This window comes from Aporhodopirellula sallentina SM41, from assembly GCF_000346505.1.
GTDB lineage: Bacteria > Planctomycetota > Planctomycetia > Pirellulales > Pirellulaceae > Rhodopirellula > Rhodopirellula sallentina.
In genome coordinates this window covers 1-23,745 of record NZ_ANOH01000285.1, presented here as the reverse complement: position 1 = coordinate 23,745, position 23,745 = coordinate 1, and the positions used below count along the sequence as shown (strand labels likewise).

Annotated in this window: 22 protein-coding genes and 1 pseudogene; 15 read left to right on the top strand and 8 right to left on the bottom strand. The window is 56.8% G+C overall.

Going from position 1 to position 23,745, the window contains the following annotated elements; all coding sequences use genetic code 11:
• The 4 genes from RSSM_RS19500 to RSSM_RS19485 all read left to right on the top strand — a co-directional run bounded on the left by RSSM_RS19500 (nt 1) and on the right by RSSM_RS19485 (nt 2,529).
• Nucleotides 1–255, top strand: coding sequence for a hypothetical protein (locus RSSM_RS19500; RefSeq protein WP_008682605.1), 255 nt, complete (start codon nt 1–3; stop codon nt 253–255).
• 313 nt (nt 256–568) lie between these two features.
• Nucleotides 569–739 (top strand): hypothetical protein, encoded by a 171-nt coding sequence (locus tag RSSM_RS33840; protein WP_008682603.1) that lies wholly within the window; start codon nt 569–571, stop codon nt 737–739.
• 128 nt (nt 740–867) lie between these two features.
• On the top strand, nt 868–1,356 hold the full coding sequence (locus tag RSSM_RS19490; protein ID WP_063709098.1) for a hypothetical protein: 489 nt from the start codon (nt 868–870) through the stop codon (nt 1,354–1,356).
• Between the two features lie 90 nt (nt 1,357–1,446).
• Complete coding sequence (locus tag RSSM_RS19485; RefSeq protein ID WP_008682598.1) at nt 1,447–2,529, top strand: BPSS1187 family protein; 1,083 nt, start codon at nt 1,447–1,449, stop codon at nt 2,527–2,529.
• Between the two features lie 11 nt (nt 2,530–2,540).
• On the opposite strand, the gene RSSM_RS33275 is transcribed toward RSSM_RS19485, so the two are convergent.
• Nucleotides 2,541–2,720 (bottom strand): hypothetical protein, encoded by a 180-nt coding sequence (locus RSSM_RS33275; protein ID WP_144059962.1) that lies wholly within the window; start codon nt 2,718–2,720, stop codon nt 2,541–2,543.
• A 105-nt stretch (nt 2,721–2,825) separates the two neighbouring features.
• Here RSSM_RS33275 and RSSM_RS19480 point away from each other — a divergent pair, with 105 nt between their 5' ends.
• The 4 genes from RSSM_RS19480 (at nt 2,826) to RSSM_RS19465 (ending at nt 6,652) form a co-directional block, all read left to right on the top strand.
• Entirely contained in the window at nt 2,826–4,628 is a 1,803-nt protein-coding gene (locus RSSM_RS19480; RefSeq protein WP_236621244.1) for an FMN-binding protein, read from the top strand.
• The gene (locus tag RSSM_RS19475) at nt 4,625–5,242 is read left to right on the top strand and encodes a metallophosphoesterase family protein (protein ID WP_008682593.1); all 618 of its coding nucleotides are present in this window, start codon (nt 4,625–4,627) and stop codon (nt 5,240–5,242) included. Before RSSM_RS19480 ends, RSSM_RS19475 begins: the two co-directional genes overlap by 4 nt.
• Nucleotides 5,243–5,273: 31 nt before the next feature.
• A complete protein-coding gene (gene yaaA, locus RSSM_RS19470) occupies nt 5,274–6,041 on the top strand; it encodes a peroxide stress protein YaaA (protein WP_008682591.1) in 768 nt (255 codons plus the stop codon).
• Between the two features lie 110 nt (nt 6,042–6,151).
• Nucleotides 6,152–6,652 (top strand): 6-pyruvoyl trahydropterin synthase family protein, encoded by a 501-nt coding sequence (locus RSSM_RS19465; protein ID WP_008682589.1) that lies wholly within the window; start codon nt 6,152–6,154, stop codon nt 6,650–6,652.
• A gap of 1 nt (nt 6,653) precedes the next feature.
• Here the strand turns inward: RSSM_RS19465 and RSSM_RS19460 are convergent, their stop codons facing one another.
• The 5 genes from RSSM_RS19460 to RSSM_RS19440 all read right to left on the bottom strand — a co-directional run bounded on the left by RSSM_RS19460 (nt 6,654) and on the right by RSSM_RS19440 (nt 11,589).
• Complete coding sequence (locus tag RSSM_RS19460; protein WP_008682585.1) at nt 6,654–8,267, bottom strand: serine/threonine-protein kinase; 1,614 nt, start codon at nt 8,265–8,267, stop codon at nt 6,654–6,656.
• Nucleotides 8,264–9,121, bottom strand: a complete 858-nt coding sequence (gene larE, locus RSSM_RS19455; RefSeq protein ID WP_044303062.1) for an ATP-dependent sacrificial sulfur transferase LarE — start codon at nt 9,119–9,121, stop codon at nt 8,264–8,266. Before larE ends, RSSM_RS19460 begins: the two co-directional genes overlap by 4 nt.
• Nucleotides 9,122–9,125: 4 nt before the next feature.
• The gene (locus RSSM_RS19450) at nt 9,126–9,869 is read right to left on the bottom strand and encodes a class I SAM-dependent methyltransferase (protein WP_008682580.1); all 744 of its coding nucleotides are present in this window, start codon (nt 9,867–9,869) and stop codon (nt 9,126–9,128) included.
• A complete protein-coding gene (gene hemB / locus RSSM_RS19445; protein ID WP_008682578.1) occupies nt 9,866–10,828 on the bottom strand; it encodes a porphobilinogen synthase in 963 nt (320 codons plus the stop codon). Before hemB ends, RSSM_RS19450 begins: the two co-directional genes overlap by 4 nt.
• A 146-nt stretch (nt 10,829–10,974) precedes the next feature.
• Nucleotides 10,975–11,589, bottom strand: a complete 615-nt coding sequence (locus RSSM_RS19440) for a hypothetical protein (RefSeq protein ID WP_044303069.1) — start codon at nt 11,587–11,589, stop codon at nt 10,975–10,977.
• 246 nt (nt 11,590–11,835) lie between these two features.
• On the opposite strand from RSSM_RS19440, the gene RSSM_RS34295 reads away from it, so the two are divergent.
• On the top strand, nt 11,836–12,288 hold the full coding sequence (locus RSSM_RS34295; protein WP_008682574.1) for a hypothetical protein: 453 nt from the start codon (nt 11,836–11,838) through the stop codon (nt 12,286–12,288).
• Between the two features lie 59 nt (nt 12,289–12,347).
• Here RSSM_RS34295 and mdoH read toward each other — a convergent pair whose 3' ends face one another.
• The gene (mdoH, locus tag RSSM_RS19430; RefSeq protein WP_008682569.1) at nt 12,348–14,426 is read right to left on the bottom strand and encodes a glucans biosynthesis glucosyltransferase MdoH; all 2,079 of its coding nucleotides are present in this window, start codon (nt 14,424–14,426) and stop codon (nt 12,348–12,350) included.
• A 351-nt stretch (nt 14,427–14,777) separates the two neighbouring features.
• Complete coding sequence (locus tag RSSM_RS19425) at nt 14,778–15,038, bottom strand: hypothetical protein (protein ID WP_008682565.1); 261 nt, start codon at nt 15,036–15,038, stop codon at nt 14,778–14,780.
• Nucleotides 15,039–15,671: 633 nt separating this feature from the next.
• On the opposite strand from RSSM_RS19425, the gene RSSM_RS19420 reads away from it, so the two are divergent.
• The 6 genes and pseudogenes from RSSM_RS19420 to RSSM_RS19395 form a co-directional block, all read left to right on the top strand.
• On the top strand, nt 15,672–17,012 hold the full coding sequence (locus tag RSSM_RS19420) for a glucoamylase family protein (protein WP_008682564.1): 1,341 nt from the start codon (nt 15,672–15,674) through the stop codon (nt 17,010–17,012).
• Nucleotides 17,013–17,279: 267 nt separating this feature from the next.
• Entirely contained in the window at nt 17,280–19,073 is a 1,794-nt protein-coding gene (locus RSSM_RS19415; protein ID WP_008682562.1) for a glucan biosynthesis protein, read from the top strand.
• Nucleotides 19,074–19,087: 14 nt separating this feature from the next.
• A complete protein-coding gene (locus tag RSSM_RS19410; protein ID WP_008682561.1) occupies nt 19,088–20,929 on the top strand; it encodes a serine/threonine-protein kinase in 1,842 nt (613 codons plus the stop codon).
• Between the two features lie 154 nt (nt 20,930–21,083).
• Nucleotides 21,084–22,403, top strand: coding sequence for a CpaF family protein (locus RSSM_RS19405; protein ID WP_008682559.1), 1,320 nt, complete (start codon nt 21,084–21,086; stop codon nt 22,401–22,403).
• A 110-nt stretch (nt 22,404–22,513) separates the two neighbouring features.
• On the top strand, nt 22,514–23,479 hold the full coding sequence (locus RSSM_RS19400; protein WP_008682556.1) for a type II secretion system F family protein: 966 nt from the start codon (nt 22,514–22,516) through the stop codon (nt 23,477–23,479).
• A gap of 51 nt (nt 23,480–23,530) precedes the next feature.
• Nucleotides 23,531–23,745: pseudogene (locus tag RSSM_RS19395) on the top strand (type II secretion system F family protein); the annotation flags it as partial.

The window sequence follows — 23,745 nt, the reverse complement described above, 5'->3', positions numbered from 1 at the left end:
ATGCAACCTTTCCCACTCGGTCCGCTGACCGAAAGCCAGTCGCGTGTGCGCCAGGAGTTTCTCGACTTTGCTGAACAGTGGCAGCAAACCAAACAGCAGTGGCGGGATGAGCCGGCTCGCAAGTTCGAAAGAGAAGCTTTGTGCGATCTCTCGCCGACTTTGACGCGTGTTGCCGCTGCAATGCAGACGTTCGCTGAGGCATGTCGCGAGGCGGATCGTCACCTTTCGGACCCGGATCACCACTACGGTGCATGAATTTGAGGCAGCTAGCTAGCAAATTCGCAGGCCTGCGTAACTGAGTCGCAGGAAGACGGCCGTCTCTGGGCGATTTACTCGTTTTTCACGCGGCTCGCTACGGGGGAGGATTTCCCGTTGAGGGGCATTGAGGCAGTGAGCGGCCACATTGGTCTGGGGTAATCGTTATAACCCGAATCGCCGTTCATTCATTTCAGGGAACTACTGGCATCCAAATTGCGATGCGTCAAATGAAACGTCGAAACATTCGTTTATGACGTACGCTTCGTTACCTAACCCGCTGTCTAAAGACCTGTTTTGCGAGACCCCTGTCATGTTCGTTCCCGTTAACGCGCCAATCATCATTCAAACCGTCCACGGCCTGACCTACAAAGTCGCGGCGACATCTAACCGAGAAGAAAACGAAGATCCACAACTGTCTCGCAAAAGCAATCGAATCGAAACTAAGTCGAAGTCGACCAAAGACGACTCGCGCATTGCGTAGCAGCGTGACCTGATGTATCACAGCCGAACCGAGGAATCGGTCCGGCTCCAGCGCGATCCGGCATACATGTTCGCCGCGGGTAAAATCCAACATTGCTCGATCCTCTCAACGGATGATTCGCACGACACATGGCACGAGAAGAAGCTGACCGGGAAGACCTCCTAGCGGAAGGGGTTAACCTTCCCGAACGAGGCCGACTCACAAACGACCTGACGAAACACGAGTACGTCCTTGGATGGCGTAGTCCGAAGGCGGTGAGTGTGTTCGACGGTGTCGATCCGGTGTTTCAATTCAACACATCCGGTCAATTGCGGCGAGTCTATTTCGAAGGCGAAAAACTCGCGGCAAATGAAAACCGCTTGACGCGACTCCTGCGTGAAGCCTCGACCGCCGGGCAGATGAAACTGCAATCGCATCCGCTCTCGGATGACGAACAGGCCAAGGTCTGCCAACGGTTGGCCGAAACCAAGTCAGCGTTGCTGCATCTGATTCAATCCGGCTCCCCTCGGGTCGAAGCCGTTGGGATTGAAGAGGACGAATTTCTTGAACGCGTGCGAGATTGGTGCGCCGACGAAACACCGCCCAAGATCGCGGCGGTTCCCAATATCGGCGGTTGAGCCGTATTGATGCGAGTGATGGGTTATCATACGGCCCATGCAGAAGCGTTACGGTGACGCCTTCGTTCTCCCCACTGTCATTGCCGATCAATGTTCTCCACTTGTTTGCGTTTCCACGCGATTTGTTGCGTGTTGCCCCTCGCAGTTGCCTACTTTTGCAGCACTCCCGGTCTATTCGCCGATGAGCCGCCGTCGACCTCTTCCGCTCGTGGTCGTGTGCGAGTCAGCGTCCGTGCCAGCACCATCGACTCAAGAGTTCGCGCGTACCCCGAGATTGGATTCCTGATCGACGACGACAATGGCAAACCAGCCGACATGCAACAGGCTTGGTTCGATCCGAACGTTCCCGCACACGGTCGGTTGGTGATTTGGTTGATGGCACACAACTCCGCCCTGTTCGAGCGACTCAACGGTTATGGACTTCATGCGATCCGAGTCCACTACGCGAACAAATGGTTCTCCAAATGTTGCCAAGAGAAACCCGTCGATCCGGAATGCAGGGGCAATCTTCGCCTCGAAGCGGCGACCGGTATCGACGCCAGTGACGAAGTGGCGATTGCCAAACCGGATTCCATGGCGGAGCGAGCCTACCTGTTGGTGAAATGGCTCCGTGCCCAAAACGTCGACGGTGATTGGGGCCAGTTTCTCAACTCCGATGGAACCGACCTCGACTGGGAAAAGGTGATTGTCGCGGGCAGTTCCCACGGTTCGACGACGGCGTCCCGGTTTGCCAAGCACCAAAAGGTGGCGCGCGTTGTTGCACTGTGTGGCCCTCGTGACCAACATCAGACTTGGCAATCACTCCCGTCCGCCACGCCGGCGAATCGCTTCTTTGCATTCTCGCATGTGCTCGATCAGGGATGGGCCGAAGATCACTACTGTCGCAGTTGGGAGATGCTGGGGCTGAACGACTACGGGCCGATTGTGAACGTTGACCGCGCGAGCCCACCGTATTCGAACACGCGTCGGCTCATCACCGATGCGGACGTCGGTGGCAATCCAGGCCGTGCTCACGGCGCTGTCCAACCGGGAAAGGCCGCCGTCAAAGATCCAGACACCGGCGGGTTGATACACCAACCAGTGTGGGAATACCTCTTCACACATCCCGTCGAGGAGGTAGGACAGCCGGACCCACGTGATCCGGAGTGCGACCACGCTCAATTGAAGGACTGAATCATTCAGCGTCAGTGAGCGAGTTCTCTTCCGCAGGAACCGAGTTCGGTCGTCTCTGGAGTCTCCTCCATCTCGCCTGCTGATGTTAATAGCTTCTTTGACGCGTCGACGTCATTCCGTCGGCTCGAATAGACGCGGCAGATACGGAGCGATAAAATCGCGTTCCCCGAATCATCGACCGCGGAAAGCATCACCGCGTCGATTGGCCAACACTCAGGATGTTTTGGAAGTCTGCGATTGCCGCTTACGTGGGCTCCTCCACCGACGTCTGTTATCGAAAACAATGGTGACTGTGCTTGAATAAGACTACGCTTCCCGTCGTCGATGCACCGAAGGCGACAGCGACTTCTCGAGCACGTAAACAATCCTGGTTGGCCCCTTTCGTTCATGGGCTACGTGTTATCGCGGTGGTTGTGTTGTTGTGCATGCTTCCGTCACCGCACACAACGAAATCGGCAGGCGATCTGAACGATCACGGCAGTTCCCCACCGTCAATCGCCAAGATTCAACAAATCCTTCCGGGCGCCGAGACGGTCTCGGATGAACCATCTGAGAATGGTTTGTGGAGAACCCGGGGAAGTCAGGGAACGGAATTGGACTTGGTCGGCCGGACGATGCCGCACGCGGCCAAAGCGTTAGGATATCGCGGCCCCACCGAAGCCGTCTTCGTGATGGATGACGATGGATTCATCAAAGACGTCGGCGTTCTAAGCAGTCACGATACCGACGAGCACGTTGCGGCAGTCGTGGCAGACGACGCTTTCCTGGGGCAATTCAATGGGGTGACATGGAACGGCGTCGATCGAAACGGAGAGACGCGGAATATAGACGGCGTTAGCGGCGCCACGCTGACGAGCCTCGCGATGGCGGAAGGCCTCCTCGCCCGTCTCGGTGCCGAGTCCACTTCGTTGCTCTTCGACCGGCCCATCGAAGACCATGAAGTCGCGCGAATTCCGGGAGCGAAAAAGATCCAACTCAACGATCCGGTTGCGTTCGCCCGCAATGATCAAGATGAGGCGGAGTGGGTTGTCTTTCGGACCGGCACCTTCTGTGACGAAGTTATCGGTTACCAAGGTCCTACCGAGTTGATCCTTAGCCTCGACGCCGAACAAACGGTGACCGACCTTTGGATTCGGCAATCGCTCGACAACGAACCCTATGTCACGTATGTCCGCGAAGATGAGTACTTTTGGAATTTGATTCGAGGAAAAACACTGAGTGAACTCGCCGATTGGAATCCGATCGATGAGGGCGTCGAGGGAGTGTCCGGTGCCACGATGACGAGCCTCGCGATTGCGGATTCCATTGCGTTGATTGCATCCGAGATTGACTCGCAGGGAGGAATCGAGAACTGGACACGGTCGCCACCTTCCCCGTGGTCCTGGGAGTCGCTCTCGCAATCCCTGTCGCAAATTCGGTTCACGGTACGTGATGCTGCGGTCCTCGGTTTGTTGACACTACTCGGTATCGCGTCACGTCGCGGATGGATGCGTTACCGACGATTTCGGCTGCTTTGGTTGACGACGACGATTGTCGTGATCGGCTTTTGGACCGGCAACTTGATCTCGCTGTCGTTGCTGATGGGGTGGGCGGCATCGGGTGTGAGTTGGATGCTGGCGCTCGGGTTGGTCGCATTGGTTGCGATTGCCCTGACGTCGCCGCCTGTTGTCCGCGGTAACCCCTATTGCAACCACCTGTGCCCGCATGGTGCGGTTCAGCAACTGGTGCGTCCATCGTCGAAGTCATCGCGGCACTTTTCGATACCGTCGCGGTGGGCGCGTCGGTTCGTCTACCTGGGCCCGGTGACCTTTGTTACCGCGTATCTCTTGCTGTTATTTCGACCGGCGACGGATGTCTCGGGGTTCGAACCGTTTCATGCCTATTTGTGGCCGCTAGCCGCCGTTTCGAGCGTGGTGTTGTGCGTCGGGACGCTACTTGTTTCACTACGTGTACCGATGGCGTACTGTCGAATGGGATGTCCGACCGGATTCCTGTTGGACTATCTGCGTCGATCCTCGTCAAGCAATCAATTCACTCGCTACGATGCCGGGCTTGTCGTCCTGCTCGTGGTTTCCGCAATGAAGGTTTGGTACACATGAAAGTGCTCTGTTTCAGCGATCTGCACCGGGACAAGGATGCTGCTCTCCGTTTGGTCGAAATGTCAAAGGGAGCGGACGTGGTGATCGGTGCCGGCGACTTCGCAAACCAACATCAAGGGCTTGCCGACACGCTCGAAATCCTTCGGGCGATCGAGTTGCCGTCGTTCCTCGTCCCTGGCAACGGTGAGACGGTCGATGAACTTGCCGACGCATCTCGCGAGTGGAAATCTGCCGTCGTCCTGCACGGCAACGGGACGACCGCGACGACGTCGACCGGTAGCGTGGAGTTGTGGGGCGTCGGTGGTGGAATCCCGGTCACACCGTTCGGTGCGTGGAGCTATGATTTCGACGAAGAGAGCGGGGCCGAAATGTTAGCGGGGTGCCCCAGCGGCGGAATACTTGTCGTGCACTCGCCCCCGATCAACACGGTCGACCACGATAGCAGTGGTCGCATCCGCGGCAGCCAAAGCATCCGCGACTGTGTCGAACGTTGTTCGCCAAAATTGGTTGTCTGCGGACACATCCATAGTGATTGGGGCAAACAGGTAAGCGTGGGTGACTCACTCGTCGTCAATGCGGGACCGAGTGGAGTGATCGTTGACGTCGATGTATGATTCCCGCAACGCCCAACCCTGAAGAAACAACATGCTGATTCTACTGTCTCCTGCCAAGACGCTCGATTTTGAAACACCATCAAAGATCAAAAAGTCCACGCAGCCTGAATGGATTGATGAAAGTGTCGAGATTGCGGGATTGCTCAAACAGGAGACTCCCGCATCGCTGCGAGACCTGATGCATGTCAGCGAATCGCTCGCCGAACTCAACCACGCAAGGTTCCAGGACTGGATGGCCCCACATCCGAAAGAAGGTTCGCAACAAGCGATCTTTGCCTTCCAAGGCGATGTCTATCAGGGGCTTCAAGCAGAAAAGATGACTGCAAAACAGATCGATGTTGCCCAAGAACACTTGCGAATTTTGTCGGGGCTCTACGGAATCCTGCGGCCGCTCGATCGTATCCTCCCATACCGTTTGGAAATGGGAACGTCGTTGCCGAATTCACGTGGCAAAGACCTCTACGCGTACTGGCGTGAGTACGTCACGAAGTCCGTCGTCGAGCAACTCGAGAAGAACCAATCGAGGTTCCTGCTCAACCTTGCCTCGAACGAGTACTTTCGCTGCGTCGATGCGAAATCGCTCCCCACGCCGGTCATTGCCCCGGCGTTCAAGGAGATGAAGAACGGCAAATACAAAATGATCACGTTCTTCGCCAAGAAAGCTCGCGGCACAATGGCGTCGTGGGTGATCCGTAACCGCGTCAAAACGAAAGCTAAATTGATCCAGTTCGCCGAAGACGATTACTGCTACCGTGAAGAGCTCTCGACCGAAACGGTTCCCGTTTTCACTCGCGGATGACCCAGCGTGCGGGGCAGGAGTTCACGTCGAGTTCTGCCCATCGCAACGACGCCACAGTCGCCTCGACCGCATCCCCGCCTCAACGATCTTTCTGATTTTGGATAAACTCCATGACCCAGCCCACCTTCCGAGTCGACGTCTCCAAAGAACAATTCGTGTTCTCCGCCGCCCATTTCATCACCTTTGCCGGTGACATCTGCGAGCGGATTCACGGACACAACTATGGCGTCCGAGTCAGCGTGGAAGGACCGCTCGACGAAAACCGTTACGTTGTCGATTTCATCGCATTGCGTGACGCCGTGTTGCTGCAAACGCAGGCTCTCGATCATCACGTGATCCTGCCTCGGCACCACCACGAAATCAAAGTGTCGCAAGACGAAACGGAAACGACCGTGCGTTTCCGAGAACGTCGATGGGTGTTCCCAAATGAAGACGCCGTGATTTTGCCGGTCATCAATACCACCGCGGAAGAGATCGCTCGCGTGATCGCCGAACGCGTCCGTGAGCAGACACGCGAGCAGTTCGGTGATGCATTGACGTTTATTGAGGTCGCTGTCGATGAGAATTGCGGGCAATGGGGCGTCTGCCGATTGCCTTGGCACGTCGGCTGACCTACGCGTGAACGAGTCCCAACGCGAGCCGTTCTTCTTCGGGAACAATCCGGTTGAACAGTTCGACCGCTGCCGGCGTGTCGGCGGATAACTCGCTTAGTTTGTCGGCGATCTGTGTTTTCAACCGAGACGCTTCCCTCGCGTTTTCTGTTGCGACGGCGATCGCATGCCGATGAACCATCGCGAGGATGAGATACAAACGTTTGACCGAAGAGGAACTCTCCAGTTCGTTCAGCAGAACGGTCGCGTCTTGATACTGTTCCTGTTCAATAAGCAGTCGTGCCAGTTGCAGCTTCGCTTTGTCGTGATAGTCCTCCTGTGGCGTGCCCGGTTCTGCCGGATAATCCAACACGGCACGCCAAGCGGGCACATCGTTTCGCGTGAGTGCCGTCAGGTATTGCTGCTCGATTGTTTCTGAGGTCGCCACGATCGGTCCTCTCAATTCACGTCCGATCGATTCTGGACGCGACGCGCGAGCCGCCATCCATCCGACAACTCCGAGGACGACCGTCGCGGCAAAGACCCCGAATCGAAACAGCAGGGTGCGGTGGTTGCGTTTTCGCTCGGATGCTCGCAGCAGGTCGGTCGCACGTTGGAGTTGCAAGGTCGCCGAACTGACGCCGACGTCCAACGGGATCAATCCGTTACCATCCTCGTCGAGTTGCGAATCCTCAGACGAGCCAACTCCTGCGCCGGGATTTTGGTGCGGGGCTTTCTGTCCCGAGACGACGGTGTCCGACACAACGGTCGCCGACGCTACCGAACCGCTTCCCGACGGAGCGTGTGATTCGACCGCTCGCAACAACGCCTGCGCGGATTCGAACCGGGCGTCAGGCGACTTTTGCAGGCAACGCATTACGATCGAAACCAACCAATCGGGAAGGTCCGCGCCGCCACGCACGTGGTCGATGGGTCGCGGCGTGTCGTGCAAATGTTTGACGGCTAACGCCAATGGCTCATCCGCTTCGAACGGCGGAACGCCGGTCAGGAGGTGATACATCGTCACGCCGAGCGAGTAGAGGTCACTCCGGGCATCGACGCTATCACCCTGAATCTGTTCGGGACTCATGTAGCGTGGAGTTCCGAGTGTCAATCCGGCACGGGTCAGGTTCGCGGTGCTCGAGTCGATCTTAGTCAGCATTCTCGCCAGTCCAAAGTCCGTCACTTTGATTGCGTTTTGGCTGCCCCGCATGATGTTTTCAGGTTTGATGTCTCGATGGGTGACCCCATTTTGATGCGCCAGTTCCAACGCACCCGCGACGCTCCGAAGGACCTCGGTTGCTTGTTCGGCGGTAAACGAGCCTTCTCGATCGAGTGCCTGCTTCAGGTTAATGCCGTCGACGAGTTCTTGCGCAATGAAGTGGACGCCATCGACTTCGGCGAACTCATAGATCTGCACGATTGATGGGTGATTCAATCGCGCAGCGGCCTGGGCTTCTCTGCGAAATCGTTTGAGGTGATCGTCGTCGTTTTGGGTGACGGACTTGAGCACCTTCAACGCCACGTCACGCTGCAGGGTCAGTTGCCGGGCGGCGTATACGTCCGCCATGCCGCCACTGCCGATACGACGTAAAACCTGATAATCGCCGATACGGCAACCAATTAAATCACTCATGACTGCGTTACCGATAGCGTTACGAGCCCTTCGTTGAGGCTGCCGCTTCGGAGCCCTCTTAAATCCAACGTGACGTTTCGAAAACCCATAGCGATGAACTCATTCGTTAACGAGTGTGCTCGCTGCAGGTCAACGATCCGTGAAAACTGTTCCGGCGGGACTTCGATCCGCGCCAATTCGCCAGCGTGCAACCGGACTCTCAAATCACCGATTCCTTTTGATCGTAACCATGATTCAGCCGCGTCAATGCGAGCCAAACGTTCGGCCGTCACTTTCACGCCGTACGCGATCCGGCTGGATAAGCAAGGAGACGCAGGCAGATCGGAATTGCTCAGCCCCATCGCCGCGGCAACCGCCCGCACGGTTGCTTTGTCCATGCCAAGGTCCGCTAACGGTGTACGCACCGACGCGTCTTTCCCGGCCTGAATTCCCGGTCGATAATCGCCCAAGTCATCTGCGTTGGTTCCGGACAAAACCACGGCGTCGCGCTGAGATGCGATTGGCGTCAAGAATTGGTAGAGCGTTTGTTTGCAGTAAAAGCAACGATCCGATTGATTGCGAACGTAGCCATCGCGTTCGATCTCGTTCGTCTTCACAAATGTGTGTTCGATCCCGATTTCGGCGGCAACTCGTACGGCTAACTCCGCCTGCCAACTCGCCAGCGACGGAGATTTCGCGGTTACCGCGATCGCCGTGTGAGCGTGGTCTTCCCGGACGGCAGCCAATGCCGCGGCGGCCACGACGCTGCTATCCACGCCGCCCGAAAACGCAACGACGAGGTTTCCCAACTCGCGAAGATGCCCGATGAGTCGTGAGGTGCTCGCATGCACCGAATTTGACATAGACGCGCTCATGGCGTTATTCCCTTCGGGTCAAACGCATGATTCGGATCGGATGCTCAGGGTCGTCATCGAGTTCTACTGACTCTTCGCGGTACACCCACTGCGGATACTTTTGGATCCATTCGCGGAACTCATTCCCGATCACTCGTTTCGGATCACTCAACAACATTTCACCGCCATCGGCCAAATGTTCTTCGGCCGAATCGAGAAGCGCCGGCCACAGTTCACGAAGGTACGTGACATCGCTTCCGAGGATGAACGGGAATTTCTCACCTTCGAGATGATCTTCACCGAGCCGGAACACTCGCACGTCCGCCTTCAAACCGAGACGCGATAAACTCAGCCGTACCAGATGCAGAGGATCGGCAACGCCGTCGGTCATGGTCACAATCGCACCGCGAAGGATCGCAGCGATGCCCGCGTGCCCCGTGCCGCATCCGACCTCGAGAACCCGTTTCCCGAAGATATCGACCCGGTCAAGGAATCGGTCCAGCCCGGAGGCGGCTCGCCATGTTGTCGCCCAAAAGGGGTCAATCACACCTTCTTCGCCTTCGTCCTGGCGACGACACGCGTCGAGTAGCATCCCATCGGGGTCCGACGCGGCGGCGAGCGGTCGTTTTTGCCCAGCGATGAGCGTGTCTTCCCAGTGCCATGGAAACGCGAGCGATTGTGAAGACGTCGAAGTTGCATCCGGCGAAGGTTGCTTAGCAGAAGCCTCTTCGTTGCGCGATTGAGCGTTTTTTGTTGGGTCGGAGTTCATTGCAGCAGCTCCGCGGCGGAATCGGCAAAATACGTCAGGACTCCATCGGCCCCGGCACGCTTGAACGCTACCAAGCTTTCCATCATCACCGCGTCGCCGTCGAGCCAACCCGCATCGGCCGCGGCACGCAACATCGCGTATTCGCCGCTGACCTGATATGCGTATGTCGGCACTCCAAAACTTTGTTTGATCCGCGAAACCACGTCGAGATACGGCATCCCGGGTTTGACCATCACGCAATCGGCACCCTCGGCGAGGTCAAGCGCCACTTCGTGGACCGCTTCGTCGGACTGCGACGGTGATTGTTGGTATGTCTTCTTATCGGCGGCACCAAGATTGGCCGCAGAGCCGACCGCATCGCGAAACGGGCCATAGAACGCGCTGGCATACTTGGCCGCGTACGACATGATCTGCACATCGCAGTGTCCTGCCGCGTCGAGCGCTTCGCGGATGCGTCCGATCCGACCATCCATCATGTCACTCGGGGCGATGATGTCGCACCCCGCACCGGCCTGCACCACACTCTGTTGGCAGAGCATTTCGACGGTTTCGTCATTCAGGACCCTTCCGTCGCGGACCAAACCATCCTGGCCATGACTGCTGTAGGGGTCCAATGCGACGTCCAGGATTACGCCAATCGCATCCCCCACGGCCGCTTTGATTTCCCGCGTGATGCGGCAAACCAGGTTATTCACGTTGATCGCCTCTCGGGCGTCTTCCGTTTTCAATTTAGGATCGGTCGCGGGAAACAAAGCCACCGCCGGAATGCCGAGATCAACCGCCCGCCGGACCGCGTCCAACGTGTGTCGAACATCCAACCGCGAAACGCCCGGAAGGCTAGAGATCGGTTGGACTCCCTGATCGTCGTGCACGAACAGCGGCCAAATCAAATCATCAACGCTGAGAACGTTTTCGCGAGTCAATCGACGTGCCCAATCATGGGCACGCACTCGACGCATGCGGGTGGCAGGAAAAGGGGCGCGGGCGGGGTACGGCACTGGTTCGCTAATTCGCAGAAGGTAGAAACGGGCTACTCAAAAACGGATCACGAGCAACCAAACGCAAACCAAAAAGCATACCCCGATGCGTTCAAAAGCGACACTCCCTAGCGAGCACGCACCACCACGTCATCGAATTCATTCATGTCGTCAAACGATCCAATTCCGACGCGTCCTTTGCTGAACGTTTTGTCCACGACGCTTAGGTGAGGTGTCTCCATATCGTCGAAATAAACGTCAATCGCTCCGGTCTCCACCGTGCGAACCACACGAACGTGGTGCCACTCGTCATCCCAGGGGGTTGGTTTTTCATTCTCGGTCAACGCCAACCGCGGAGCCTCGTTGACGATCATGATTTGTCCGCTGTGTGGGTCCGGCTTTGCCCCCAGGTGCACGTAATAGAAATGTTGGTCGTCGACATAGTTGAAAAACACACAGCAGTCCCGGTGGTTGCCGGTGTCCATCGTGCTGCGAACGCGGAATGAAATCTCCACGGTGCCTACTTCAAGGTCCTTCACCAACGCGACGTGAAACGGGCTTCGGACGGGTGGCACGTATTCCGATTTGCGGGCGGTAATCGCGAAGGTGTGATTGCCATCCTTTTCGTTCAGCGTCCATGTCTTGGGATCGAGGACATCCCACGCATCGAGCCCCGATTCGAAATCCTCTTCAAACACAACCTTCATCGCCGGTTCGCTCGAAACAGCGTCATCGGCCCGCATCTCTGCGGGACCGACGCCAACGACCGTCAGGCAACCGATCAAGGCGGGCACAAGGTGAAACGAAAGACGCAATCGGACAAAAAGTGAATCTGACAACAACATGGTGGGGAGGTTATCTCTAAGGTGGCTAGGTGGGAAAAATCCTGGCCGCATTGTAATGTATGCGGAACGAAAAATCTGGAAATCCTCCACATCAAACCGGTCGATCGAGTCGACCTCTGTTCGCCCGCTCCGAATCTTCTATCTATGGCAAAAAAACAACGAATTCCCCACAAATTCCAACCCTGGATCGACGCTCGACGAAAATTCCATTTGTCACACAAGCACATCCAAATGGCGAGGGAGCTCGGGCTCAGCCCCAAGAAGTTTGGCGGCTATGCCGACCGTGACAAGAAACCATGGAAACTGCCGCTGCCGGAGTTCATTGAACACCTTTACGAGAAGCAGTTCGGTCGGAAGGAACCCGAAGAGATTCTGACCATGGAGGAAATCGCCGCGGCTCACGTTGCCAAGCGAGCCGAACGGAAGCGACAGAAAGAGCTTCAAGCATCAAGCGAAGCGGCGGACTCGAATTCAAGCCCATCGCCCGAGCCAGTTGCCGCCACTCAGCCAAATGAAGATGGCGAATCCAGCCAAACGGCAGAGCCGCACAAAGCGTCGGACTCCGGTTCGCCATCCGATCAGCCCTGCGAAAGTTAGCGGTTCGCACAAACGCACCGCATCGCGGATTCAAACGAGCAATCGTTTGGCTGAGTCGGTTACTGCGGTTGTGTTTCCTCACCGATTTTTTCGACCCATTCACCGTCGCACAACAATCGTCGCCGAATGGGCTCGGCGATCGCGGCGGCAGGCAGGTGGGGTTGACAACGCGTTTCCCATTCGGGTGCACCGCGTGGTACTCGCCGATCGGTTTCGGCTGAACGCAATATCGCGATATGTTGGTTGCGGAAGGCCGGATCCGCGAAGAGCCTTTCGAACCAACTCTCGTGCTTTTGCTCTGACCTCACCGTGCGGATCTCGTTGATCCAGAACTGATGACGAGCGAGGATCGGTTCAGGAAATCGTTCCGACGCAATTCGCAACAATCCCCAACTGGCGAGTTTGCGTCCGACCGCTTGGCTGCCCATCATCACCGCGATCGGAATCGACAACGTCCACCCGATCAGTAGGGGAGAAAACCAGATGAGCCACGTCGGTTCGATCATTGCCAAGCCGACGGTCATGAATACGCCGAGTACGGTCAGTGGCCACATTTGTGCCGACGCTTCCGACCACGATACGCCGGTTTCGGATCGTTGCTGGGCGGTCCATTTCACATTGTGTCCGGCCAGCACTGAAAACACGCACCGGGCGTGGTACACCGCAATCATGGGTGCGAGGACTGTAGACAGTAGCGTCTCGAGGATCGCACTGGTGACAATGGGACCGACGCCTCCGAGACGTTTGCGTTCTTGTCGGTCCATGCATAACGTGGCAACCGCGATCGCTTTGGGAAGCAGCAGCAAAGCCATCGAGCCGACGAATAAGGTGACACACACCGCAGTTGCACCGTCCCAGGAGCCTGCCTGTCCGAGTCGTGAATTGATGATCGCCGCGACCAAAGTTGTCGCGAGAAAGATTAACCACAACGGTGCGGCAACATACGAGAGGATCCCGCTGAGAAAATGCATGCGAGAAACCGGGTGGATCCGTTCGGCGAGCATGATTCGCCAATGCTGCAGGTTGCCCTGGCACCAGCGATGGTCCCGCTTCACAAAATCGAGCAACGTGGTCGGGCATTCTTCGTAGCTGCCGCCGAGATCGTTGGCCAGTTTGACTTTCCATCCTGCTTTGACCATCAACGCGGCTTCGACAAAGTCATGACTCAGGATCTCGCCGCCCAGTGGAGGCAAACCGCTCAACACCGGCAGGCTGCAGTGTCGCATGAAGGCACTTGTACGAATGATCGCGTTGTGTCCCCAATAGTTTCCACGGTCACCGGCAAACCGGTCGAAACCTTCGGCAAACATCGGCCCATACACCGCCGCCGCGAATTGCTGTAGGCGAGCGAAAAGCGAACGTCGCCCCACCGGCACCGGTGGAACCTGCAGAATCCCGATCGCGTCATCGGCATCCATTCGGCGTACCATTTCCACGATCGTATCGCCCGAAATGAGGCTGTCGGCGTCGAGGACAATCATGTACCGGTATTGGACGCCCCAATTCTCACAGAAGTCGGCGACGTTGCCCGCCTTACGGGCGGTGTTTTCCGAGCGGTGTCGATAGTAAATACCAACGTCGCCCTGAGCAGGATTCTCTTCACCCACGGCGGCCGGGTTATCGAGATGTCCGCCGTTGGTGTGGATGCCCAACCGATCGGTCAGTTCCGACCAACACCACTCCTCCTCCAACCAAACGTCGGGATCCGTTGAATCGCTGAGCACGAAGAAATCGAATCCGCCGGGATGGTCTCGCTCCAACAACTGTTCTCGCATCGCCGCGATCGCAGCGAACACCCGTGTTGGTGACTCATTGTAAACCGGCATTAAAATCGCGGTGCGACGCGACGGGTTGTCGTCTCGTTGAGCGTTCTCAGGTGTCTGTTGCTTTTTGGTTGACCATTTGCCGAGGAAGCCTTCCATCGCTAGCGAAAACGAAAACGCGATCCAACCGAAGAGCACGACAAAGAGCAGCATGCTCATCGCTTCGAAGAAACGAAGTGAGTTGTCAGCGATCGCGATCGTGTAGAACGCACAGCATCCGACTAACCACAATAGGAACGATGTGACGAGCACTCGCCATCGTGACGCAATGACGTCGGCGGTCGACTCGTCGCGGTTGAGTCCAGGGGCGGTCATGATGGTTCCAGTTGAACGTTGGGAGAAGCTTTGGTGAAGAGAAGAGTTTCGCGTCGGTCAGTTGCGTCGAAGACGGTTGCACCCAAAACGAGCGACGCGGGGGTGAGTCGCGCGTGCCGAGAGACCGGCTTTGTCGAGAACCGCTCTGTCGTTTCGGCGCAGACCGGGGGTACGATCGACCGATGCGTTGCGCGCAGCCTCGCCGGCAGGCTCTGCCATGCGAGGCTGCGTCAACGCGATTGATCGTTAACGATGACTGATCGACGACGACGATCGACCTACATCAGAGCGACGTAGGGAGATCCATCCGCCGCGGGTTTGCAGTCATCATGGTCGATGATTCTCCGGCCCCTAACGACCTCGTCGTGATGAGTCGTTGGCGACTCGAAAGGTTTCGTGCTGCGGCAGGAAGATGCTCCGCAGCAACATTTGCGAGCCCTCCATAATCGAGCGTGACCACCAATCCCATCGCAACGGAGCGGCCATCCGAATGGGTTCGGGATGGTTCATCGAACGTTGCATGATCGGCGGAACGCTTCTCTTGCTCGTCGATTGGAATGTTGATGCGATGCCCGATCCTTCGGCGCGTTGATGTTGTTGATTCGTGTCCATGACAGAAGCCTTTTCGATAGAAGAGTGTCGGGACATTGAGAAGAGTTTGACGTCCCGGTTGTCGGTTCATCCCGATGGGTATCGAGTAACTTCAAAGCGTGTGCCAAAGTAGTCGTCAACCTAGTGCAGTTGCATGCAACTAAAATTGGCAGGCGAGAAACCGCGGTTCGAAAGCACGTTTTATTGCGAGATGGTTCCACATTAGGGGCGGACGAGGTGTGTGTCGGCGACCATGCCGCGGAGGACCACCAAATCTTCATTTTGGGGCTCCCTATGCAGAAAAAGGATGCTATTTCAGTAGTGTGGACATCGGTTTGATTTATCACGTCCGACGTGATCGTAAATTGACCATGATGCCCAACACTTACTAAGCGTTTGGCGGAAAATGCTCCAAAATTGAGCACTCGACAGCGATACCAGTGAACAGGTTTCACCCGGCTGTCGTATCGAACAAGCCTATTGGCGTCGATTCTCGCAGTGTGGCGGCTGCAAAGGACAGATTGACGGCAGTTGGGCCCTTTCAGTATCCTTCGGGCCGCGGTGACGGCGAACCATTTTCAACCCGGTTCGACTTTCTCGCGTTCCCTCCTGAAATTTCCTATCCCGCCTGCTTCCCGCCTCGCCTCGTGCCTTATGTCTACTCCGAAATTTGCCTCGTCGCAGCTTCTCGGCACATTGACTCGCCGCCGTTTCATTTCTAGCGTTGTTGCGGCCTCCGCACCTCTCGTATGCGGTTCTTCCCTCGGCGGATCTTCCGTGGTGCACGACGACCCATTTTTGACCGACCTTCGCAAACGCTGCTACCGGTATTTTCTCGATGCGGCAGACCCGGTAACCGGGTTTATTAGCGACCGTGGGATGCGCAACGGTGGCGGTTTCAGCGAACATGCGAGTTCGGCGAGTTGCGGGTTTGGGCTCGCCGCGTACGCGATCGCTCCGGAATCAGGACTCGAGAGTTTTGAGAGTGCTCGCGAACGATCGCGAATCATGCTGCGGTCTTTGGTCGATGTGGCCGAGCACCACAACGGATTCGTCTATCACTTCATCGGCCGCAGCGACGGCGGGCGACGCATGAACAGCGAAGCCTCCACGGTCGACACCGCGTTGATGTTGGCGGGGGTGATCTGCAGCGAAACGACGTTCGGCGATGACATCGAAATCAAGAATCTCTGTCAGGAACTGATCACCCGCACCAATTGGCAATCAATGCTGGGCGATGGTAACTGCCTGCATATGGGGTGGTCGCCCGAACACGGTTTGTTGCCTTGCCAATGGGACCGGTTCAGTGAGTTGACGATCCTTGTTTTGATGGCGATCGGCGCCCCCAACCATGCGATCGATCCTTCGGCATGGAACGCGTGGAAACGCGACCGGATGTTGGTGCATCGCGGCGAAACATTCTTGAGCTATCCGCCGTTGTTCGTTCATCAATACCCGATGGCATTCTTCGACTTCCGTGACGTTCGCAGTCCGAGCGGACGTAGCTATTGGCGGAACTCGATCACCGCTCATCACGCCCAAATCGAGTTCCTCTCGCAACTCGCCGAACGTTTTCCCGACGAGATGGGACACTACAGCGAGAACCTGTGGGGGATCACGAGCAGCGATTCGGTGTCCGGCTATCGCGATTGGGGTGGGCCGTACGAGGACAACCGTTTCGAACCCGACCGCGGTATCGACGGAACAGTCGTTCCGAGTGCGTCGGCGGGCGGACTCGCGGTCGTTCCTGACGAAGCGATCGCCACACTTCGATATCAACGTGATCACTTTGGCGATCGAGTCTACGGACGCTATGGATTCGCCAACGCGTTCAATCCCGCCACGGGCTGGGTCAGCCGTGACGTGATCGGAATCGACACCGGCATCTCTCTCTTGATGGCTGAAAATTTACGCAGCGGTGGCGTATGGAGCGCTTTCATGAAGCATCCGCTGCCACAACGGGCGTTCCGATTGGCCGGTTTTACACCAGTCTGATTTTGGCGTACGAGCGACGCCGGTTCGCGATGGTTTGCCGGTGTCTACGCGATGTTCTCTTAAGGCGATGTCTTCGCCTTCAATGCGGTTTTATGCGCGGCATGGCGACATGCTTGGCAGCGAATAAGATTGTGCCGAAACCGGCATCGATAACGAACATCGATCACGGTCCGGACGGAAACCAACCAGGCGTTTTCGGCGCAGGATTCGCACTTTGGGCGAGCGAGGCACTTTCTCTTCTCTCCTCCTCAACTGCCCCAACCGCGCATGGTCACTCGACACATCAGCACCGCTAATGGTGCAATCGCAACGCTACTGCTCGGCTCCACGCTCCTGCTTTCCTCGACGTTGCTGTTCAGCGTATACGGCACCGCAACCGCCGAGCAGCCACCTTTGTTTGCCGCCAATCGCACGGCGTCGTCCTCTCTGCGGCGTGCTCATCAGCCTGAACTTCGCATTTCCGAGTTCCGCGATTTGCAGGAGTTCGCCAAACGAGTTGCGGCGTCTGAGTATGTCCCCGAGCCGCCGCTCATTCCGGTGCTCGCAAACATGGATTACGAACAGTATCGCGAGATTCAGTTCCGGCACGAACAAGGCGTCTGGAACGATTCGAAGCACCCGTTTTGGCTGGAGTTCTTCCACCGCGGCTTCGTTCAAAAAGATCGCGTCAATGTGTTTGCTGTTGATCAGTTCTCGCGAACCGGGACCGCAAAGCAGTTGCATTATCACCCGAGCCAGTTTCGCTTTGGCGGTGCCGCCGCCGACCTCTCGGTTCCGGCGTCGGTCGGCTACGCGGGGATCAAGATCGCAGGTCGCTTTGAGCCGGAGGGTGACCCGCAGGAACTGCTGACGTTTCTCGGATCGAGTTATTTTCGGTCTCGCACCGCAGACACCGTGTACGGAACCTCGGCGCGGGGCTTGGCCGTGAACATAGGGATGAACCAGGACGAAGAATTTCCCGACTTCCGCTCCTTCTGGGTTCAGGAGCCTAGCCCGAGCGACCGGGTTGTTCGAGTGCTTGCGCTGATGGACAGTCCGTCGCTGACCGGTGCCTATGAGTTTTCGGTCGACCCCGGACAGAATGTGTCGCAAATGGACGTGAGGGCAACGCTCTACTTTCGAGACGTACCTAACAAGGTCGCTATCGCGCCACTGACGAGCATGTGGATTTGGGGCGATGGGTTGCAGGGCCCCAAGCTCGATGAACGTCCTTCGGTACATGACTGTGACGGATTGCTGATCCACGAAGGCGACCGTTGGATGTGGCGAGGCCTCGCGCGTCTGCCTTATCCGTCGGTCACCAGCACGTCCGTCAATCAGGTTCACGGCTTTGGGCTGTTGCAGCGAGACCGCGACGTCGAGCACTTCCGTGACTCCAATGCTCGCTATCACGAGAGACCAAGTGTTTGGGTCCGTCCCAACGAGTCATGGGGCGCCGGACGGATCGAACTGCTTGAAATACCGGGAGCCCACGAGGGGATCGACAACATCGGGGCATACTTCGTTAGCGACTCACCGGTCGATGCAAACCGGCCATTGGAATTGAACTACACGGTTTTCTTCTTCTCCGAAGAGTCGGCTCTCTCGTCCGCCGTCGTGCCGAAAAACGAAAGCGGGCTTCCTTTGTTGACGTGCCGAGAGTTTGACGTGCAGCGCGACGACAGGCTTATCCGAATGCGATTCGATTTCAATCGCACCGCGCAGCGGTACGTCGATGAGGTGTCCGCCGGAGTCTCGTCTGTCGAAGAGAATGTGTCTCTCGCTGCCGAACCGGAGGAGGAACGCTTGGTCTCCGATGCGGAGAATATCGCCGCGTCCGACAGCAAATTCGATCCGTTGGTTCGATTGGTTCGCGGGAAGCTGGTTGATCGTAAAGTGGTGCAAACGGGCGACCGCGTGTCGGTCGAGATCGCATTCGAGGCGACCGAAGACGCACCGATTGAGATCGAGATGACCTTGAACGATGCAGACGGAATCCCGCAGAGTGAAACGTTCCGGTATCTCTGCCCGAGAGGCACCCCCAATTTTGTCTATCCCGCCGTATATACGAGGCAGGAGTAAGCTAGAATTGGAGCATGCCAGACGCTCCAGTTCCCAAACCTCTCGCTTCTCGATCGGATGACGTATCGAGCGATACGCCGGACGGCAAATTGAATGAAAACGCCGTTGGTGAAACGATCTGTGCGCGCATTCCGTTGCCATCGGATGCATCGCTCGAAGTCGTGTTGGCGTTTTTCATTGAACGTCGCGAGGCAGGGATCCCCGTCCGTCTCGATGAGATAGTGGATCGGTTCCCGCAACATGCCGAGCCGCTGCGCAGCTTCTTTGCCAACCAACAGTGGTTCGATCCGGCAACCAAGCCCGCTAGAGATTCGCTCATCGGTGAAGTCCTTGATGACTTCGTTCTTAAACGAGAAATCGCCCGAGGAGGCATGGGGACCGTTTACGAGGCGACGCAGCAAAGTCTCCGTCGTGACGTCGCGGTTAAATTGATCAGCGACGGTTTGCTCGCCGATGACGAACTGAAGATGCGGTTTCGGATCGAAGCGGAGGCCGCCGCCACGCTCTCTCACCCGAACATTCTTCCGATTCACGCAATCGGTTGCTGGCGTGGGATGGACTATTTCGTGATGCCGCTGGTCAGCGGTCGATCACTGCAGGCAACCGTCAAAGAACGAAAAGGACATCTCGAGGTCAACGCGGCGAACACACGTTTGTCTGGATGCGAGATGACCGAACGTGAGGCGGTTCGTCAATCGATACAGATTGCCCGCGATATCGCCCGAGCGGTCGGGTACGCTCATCGCCGTGGCATTATCCACCGTGATCTCAAGCCGGACAACGTTCTAATCGATGACGACGGTCTCCCGAAGATTGTCGATTTTGGTTTGGCGAAATGGCACCGAGATGAACCGGGCGTCACGTTGGACGGACAGATTCTCGGCACACCGCACTACATGAGTCCCGAGCAGGCGCGGGGCGAGTCGGACGTCACGGCGGCGACCGATATCTACTCGGTAGGCGGCATCCTGTTCGCCTTGTTGACCGGCACCCCTCCTCATCGCGGCGACTCGACTGCCGAGGTCCTTTCGAGCGTTCTCGGTGCCGACGCTCCGTCGCTCCGCATGAATTGGCCGGGCGGCATGCCGAGAATTTCCGAACTTTCGGACCTCGAGCATGTTCTTTGCCGAGCCATGGCTCCCCGTCGAACAGACCGATATCGATGGGCAGACGAGTTTGCCGACGATCTCGACCGAATCCTTAATGGTGAACCCCCGTCGGCAGGAAAAGACGGCATCGTCTCCAAAGTCGCACGAGAACTAACACGTGACCAGCATCAGGCAACGTTCGCCAACTGGGGGCGCGCATTACTTCGCATTGGCGCGATTGTGTTGGCCGCACACGTGGTGATGTTCATCATACAGGAGTCAATGTCGCCGTCCGGTTTGCAGTCGATGCAGTCCTCGGCCCTGAGCAGTGCGTCCATCCTCGGCTATTTCATCCCTCGGCTTTTGATGCTGCTAGGAATCGCCTGGTCGATCCACTACGCACGTGACGGCGAGTGGATGCCGCAGGGAAATGCCGAACGCCCGGTTTGGTCAATCTGGCTGGGGTATCTCGCGACCATGACGATGGTCAACATCCTTTGGGGTTGGGGATTTCTAGAGCATCCCGATGTGATGGTCTTCGCTAGCATCCTGAGCGGTTTTGGCTTCTTCGCGATGGCGGGGCATGTTTGGGGAGGCAACGCGATCTCGGGTTTGATGTTCTTCGCCCTTGCGGCCTGCAGTGCGGTTTGGCCGCGTTTGAGCCCTCTCTTTTTGGGCGGAGGTTGGATGATTGCGATGGCGGTCCTCGGTAACCGCTATGCCGCCCCACAATCACCCGCTGGTACTTTCGAGCAATCGCCGAAGTAAATCGTCCTTATCGGTACAACCGTTACGGATAACCTGGGCGTGAAAGTTTCCGCTACCCAAAGTGATCGCATTGGTTGCCTAAAACGGGTGTGTCACGTTTCCCGTCGTAGATTTGCGTGAGTCGGTTTAGACATCTCGCAAAGGACAGCACTCAATGCGCACGAACACAGCACCAGCCCGCCCCGAAACCAGTCGCCAGGAACAGTTCGAAGAAATCAAACGCCGTATTCACGGTAAACTGGTCGATAAACTCGATCTCTCTCGTGTTGGTGACCTTCAAGGGGACACACTCAAAAGAGAAATCCGTATGGTCGTCGAGCATCTCTGCGATGCCGAAGACACCCTGCTCAACCGTCAGGAAAGGGAACGGATTGTCGATGAAGTTCTCGATGAAACCTTCGGTCTCGGACCTCTCGAACTGATTTTGAAAGACCCCAAAGTCAGCGATATTCTGATCAACGGTCCGAAAAACATCTACGTCGAAAAAGGCGGCCAGATGCAGAAGACCGACGTGGAATTCCGCGACGGGAAGCACCTTCTGCAGATCATCGACCGTATCGTGAGCAAGGTTGGACGTCGTGTTGACGAGACCTGCCCGATGGTGGATGCCCGTCTCGAAGACGGCTCTCGGGTTAACGCGATCATCCCGCCACTGGCACTCGATGGTGCGGCCGTTTCGATTCGTCGATTCGGTAGCAACCCGCTCAAGCTCGAAGACCTGCTCAACTACCGTGCGTTCACGCCCGAAATGGTGATGCTGCTCGAAGGTTGTATCAAAGCGCGATTGAACATGATCATCGCGGGTGGTACCGGTTCGGGTAAAACGACGCTCCTCAACACACTTTCATCGTTCATCGGCCACGAAGACCGGATTGTGACGATCGAGGATGCGGCTGAATTGCAACTGCAACAAGACCATGTTGTTCGATTGGAAACTCGTCCACCCAACATCGAAGGGTCCGGCGCCGTCACCGCAACGGACCTCGTTAAAAACGCCCTGCGGATGCGTCCTGAACGAATCATCATCGGGGAATGCCGTGGTGGGGAAACGTTGGACATGTTGCAGGCGATGAACACCGGTCACGACGGATCGCTCACTACGATTCACGCCAACACGCCACGTGACGCGATCGCACGTCTCGAAACGCTGGTCATGATGGCCGGGTTCGAACTGCCCGTCAAAGCCATCCGTCAACAGGTATCCGGTGCGGTGGACGTGTTGATCCAGGCTAACCGATTGCAGGGTGGCCCTCGACGGGTAACCGCCATTACCGAAGTCGTCGGTATGGAACAAGACACCATCGTGCTTCAAGACATCTATCGCTACCGCCAAATGGGCATCAACGAAGAAGGCAAGGCACACGGCGTGTTCGAATGCCCCGGCGTTCGCCCTGGTTTCATGAGCAAACTCGAGTCCGCAGGTGTGCGTTTGCCTAGCAGCGCGTTCCGCGAACGAGTCATGATGGAAGCTTAACGAACAAGCGAAGATGTTGACCGGGGGGAACCGTTCGCATTTCCCCCGCGGTCAACGCGCCGTTGTTCGACGATCTCTTTTTTCACTCTTCTCCAAGTTTCAGTTTTCCCATGTCCTCGCTCATCATCATTGCCGCCGTCGGTGTTTTCGTTGCTGCCATGGTCGCGTTTGCCGCTTCCGTGCTAATGCCATCCGAAGAGACGACCGCGACCGAAGATCGACTTGCCGCTCTGGCAACGAATAATCGCGGAGGCACGCAAGAGAAAAGCCAATCTCTGCTATTGGTGGACGATATGGATAAAGCGAGGTCGCTACTCGACCGAGTCATGGATCACGTCCCGGCTGTTCACAAGTATCTCGAACAGGCCGACATGAACATCACCATGGTGCAGTTCATGGGAATGTGTGGTGCCTGCTTCTTGGCCGGTGTTGTCATCTGCGTGATGTCCCCCGTACCGGTATTGCTCGGTCCTGTCTTGGGTCTGTTTCTCGCGACTCTTCCGTTGGGTGTTGTGCTGTTTAAACGGAAGAAACGACTCGCCCGATTTGGTCAGCAGATTCCCGAGGCACTCGAACTACTCGGTCGATCTCTTCGTGCCGGTCACTCTCTACAGGCCGGTTTCGGATTGGTCGGTGAGGAAATGGAACCGCCGTTGGCTACCGAGTTTAAACGCTGCTACGAAGAGCAGAAGTTCGGCATTCCGCTGGACGAATCGATTGAAGACATGGCCGAACGTATTCCCAACATGGACATTCGGTTCTTTGCAACGGCCGTTATTCTACAACGTCAAACCGGGGGTGACTTGAGCGAGATCCTCGACAAGATCGGCCACCTGGTTCGCGAGCGTTTGCAGATCCTCGGCACGATCCAAGCTCTCACTGGGGAAGGTCGGATGAGTGGTGCGGTTTTGCTCGCGTTGCCGCCGGTTCTTTTCCTGACGATGCTCAAACTCAACTATGACTACGTAATGATGCTGTTCACCGACGACCTCGGTCGATACGCACTCGGTGCCGCGATCGTGTCACAGATCATCGGTGCGTTGGTGATCAAGAAGATTATCACGATCAAGGTTTAACTTTTGTTCCGCGCCGTTTCCCATTCATTCATCCAATCCATCGTCACTCCCATGTTCACACTCCTCGCTGAAAACGCCGCCCCGGGATTCATTAACCCGATGCTACTGACTACCGTGGCGATCTTCCTGGGCGTCGCTTCGATTTCCTGGTTGGTCATCAACAAAATCAGTGGTTCCGACCAGGAGCCTGCGGAATCACGTTTGGACCGAATGAAACAGGCCAAACGCGGCATTCGAAACATCGAAGCCGACGAGAAAGCACGCAG

Bases quoted from the DNA above. Each gene is read 5' to 3' on its own strand.
- yaaA (WP_008682591.1), top strand. From the start codon at position 5,274: ATGCTGATTCTACTGTCTCCTGCCAAGACGCTCGATTTTGAAACACCA.
- larE (WP_044303062.1), bottom strand. From the start codon at position 9,121: ATGAGCGCGTCTATGTCAAATTCGGTGCATGCGAGCACCTCACGACTC.
- hemB (WP_008682578.1), bottom strand. From the start codon at position 10,828: ATGCGTCGAGTGCGTGCCCATGATTGGGCACGTCGATTGACTCGCGAA.
- RSSM_RS19475 (WP_008682593.1), top strand. From the start codon at position 4,625: ATGAAAGTGCTCTGTTTCAGCGATCTGCACCGGGACAAGGATGCTGCT.
- RSSM_RS19415 (WP_008682562.1), top strand. From the start codon at position 17,280: ATGGTCACTCGACACATCAGCACCGCTAATGGTGCAATCGCAACGCTA.
- RSSM_RS19440 (WP_044303069.1), bottom strand. From the start codon at position 11,589: ATGCGGGCCGATGACGCTGTTTCGAGCGAACCGGCGATGAAGGTTGTG.
- RSSM_RS19425 (WP_008682565.1), bottom strand. From the start codon at position 15,038: ATGGACACGAATCAACAACATCAACGCGCCGAAGGATCGGGCATCGCA.
- RSSM_RS19485 (WP_008682598.1), top strand. From the start codon at position 1,447: ATGTTCTCCACTTGTTTGCGTTTCCACGCGATTTGTTGCGTGTTGCCC.
- RSSM_RS19405 (WP_008682559.1), top strand. From the start codon at position 21,084: ATGCGCACGAACACAGCACCAGCCCGCCCCGAAACCAGTCGCCAGGAA.
- RSSM_RS19420 (WP_008682564.1), top strand. From the start codon at position 15,672: ATGTCTACTCCGAAATTTGCCTCGTCGCAGCTTCTCGGCACATTGACT.
- RSSM_RS19490 (WP_063709098.1), top strand. From the start codon at position 868: ATGGCACGAGAAGAAGCTGACCGGGAAGACCTCCTAGCGGAAGGGGTT.
- RSSM_RS33275 (WP_144059962.1), bottom strand. From the start codon at position 2,720: ATGCTTTCCGCGGTCGATGATTCGGGGAACGCGATTTTATCGCTCCGT.
- mdoH (WP_008682569.1), bottom strand. From the start codon at position 14,426: ATGACCGCCCCTGGACTCAACCGCGACGAGTCGACCGCCGACGTCATT.
- RSSM_RS19460 (WP_008682585.1), bottom strand. From the start codon at position 8,267: ATGAGTGATTTAATTGGTTGCCGTATCGGCGATTATCAGGTTTTACGT.
- RSSM_RS19400 (WP_008682556.1), top strand. From the start codon at position 22,514: ATGTCCTCGCTCATCATCATTGCCGCCGTCGGTGTTTTCGTTGCTGCC.
- RSSM_RS19465 (WP_008682589.1), top strand. From the start codon at position 6,152: ATGACCCAGCCCACCTTCCGAGTCGACGTCTCCAAAGAACAATTCGTG.
- RSSM_RS34295 (WP_008682574.1), top strand. From the start codon at position 11,836: ATGGCAAAAAAACAACGAATTCCCCACAAATTCCAACCCTGGATCGAC.
- RSSM_RS19410 (WP_008682561.1), top strand. From the start codon at position 19,088: ATGCCAGACGCTCCAGTTCCCAAACCTCTCGCTTCTCGATCGGATGAC.
- RSSM_RS19450 (WP_008682580.1), bottom strand. From the start codon at position 9,869: ATGAACTCCGACCCAACAAAAAACGCTCAATCGCGCAACGAAGAGGCT.
- RSSM_RS33840 (WP_008682603.1), top strand. From the start codon at position 569: ATGTTCGTTCCCGTTAACGCGCCAATCATCATTCAAACCGTCCACGGC.
- RSSM_RS19500 (WP_008682605.1), top strand. From the start codon at position 1: ATGCAACCTTTCCCACTCGGTCCGCTGACCGAAAGCCAGTCGCGTGTG.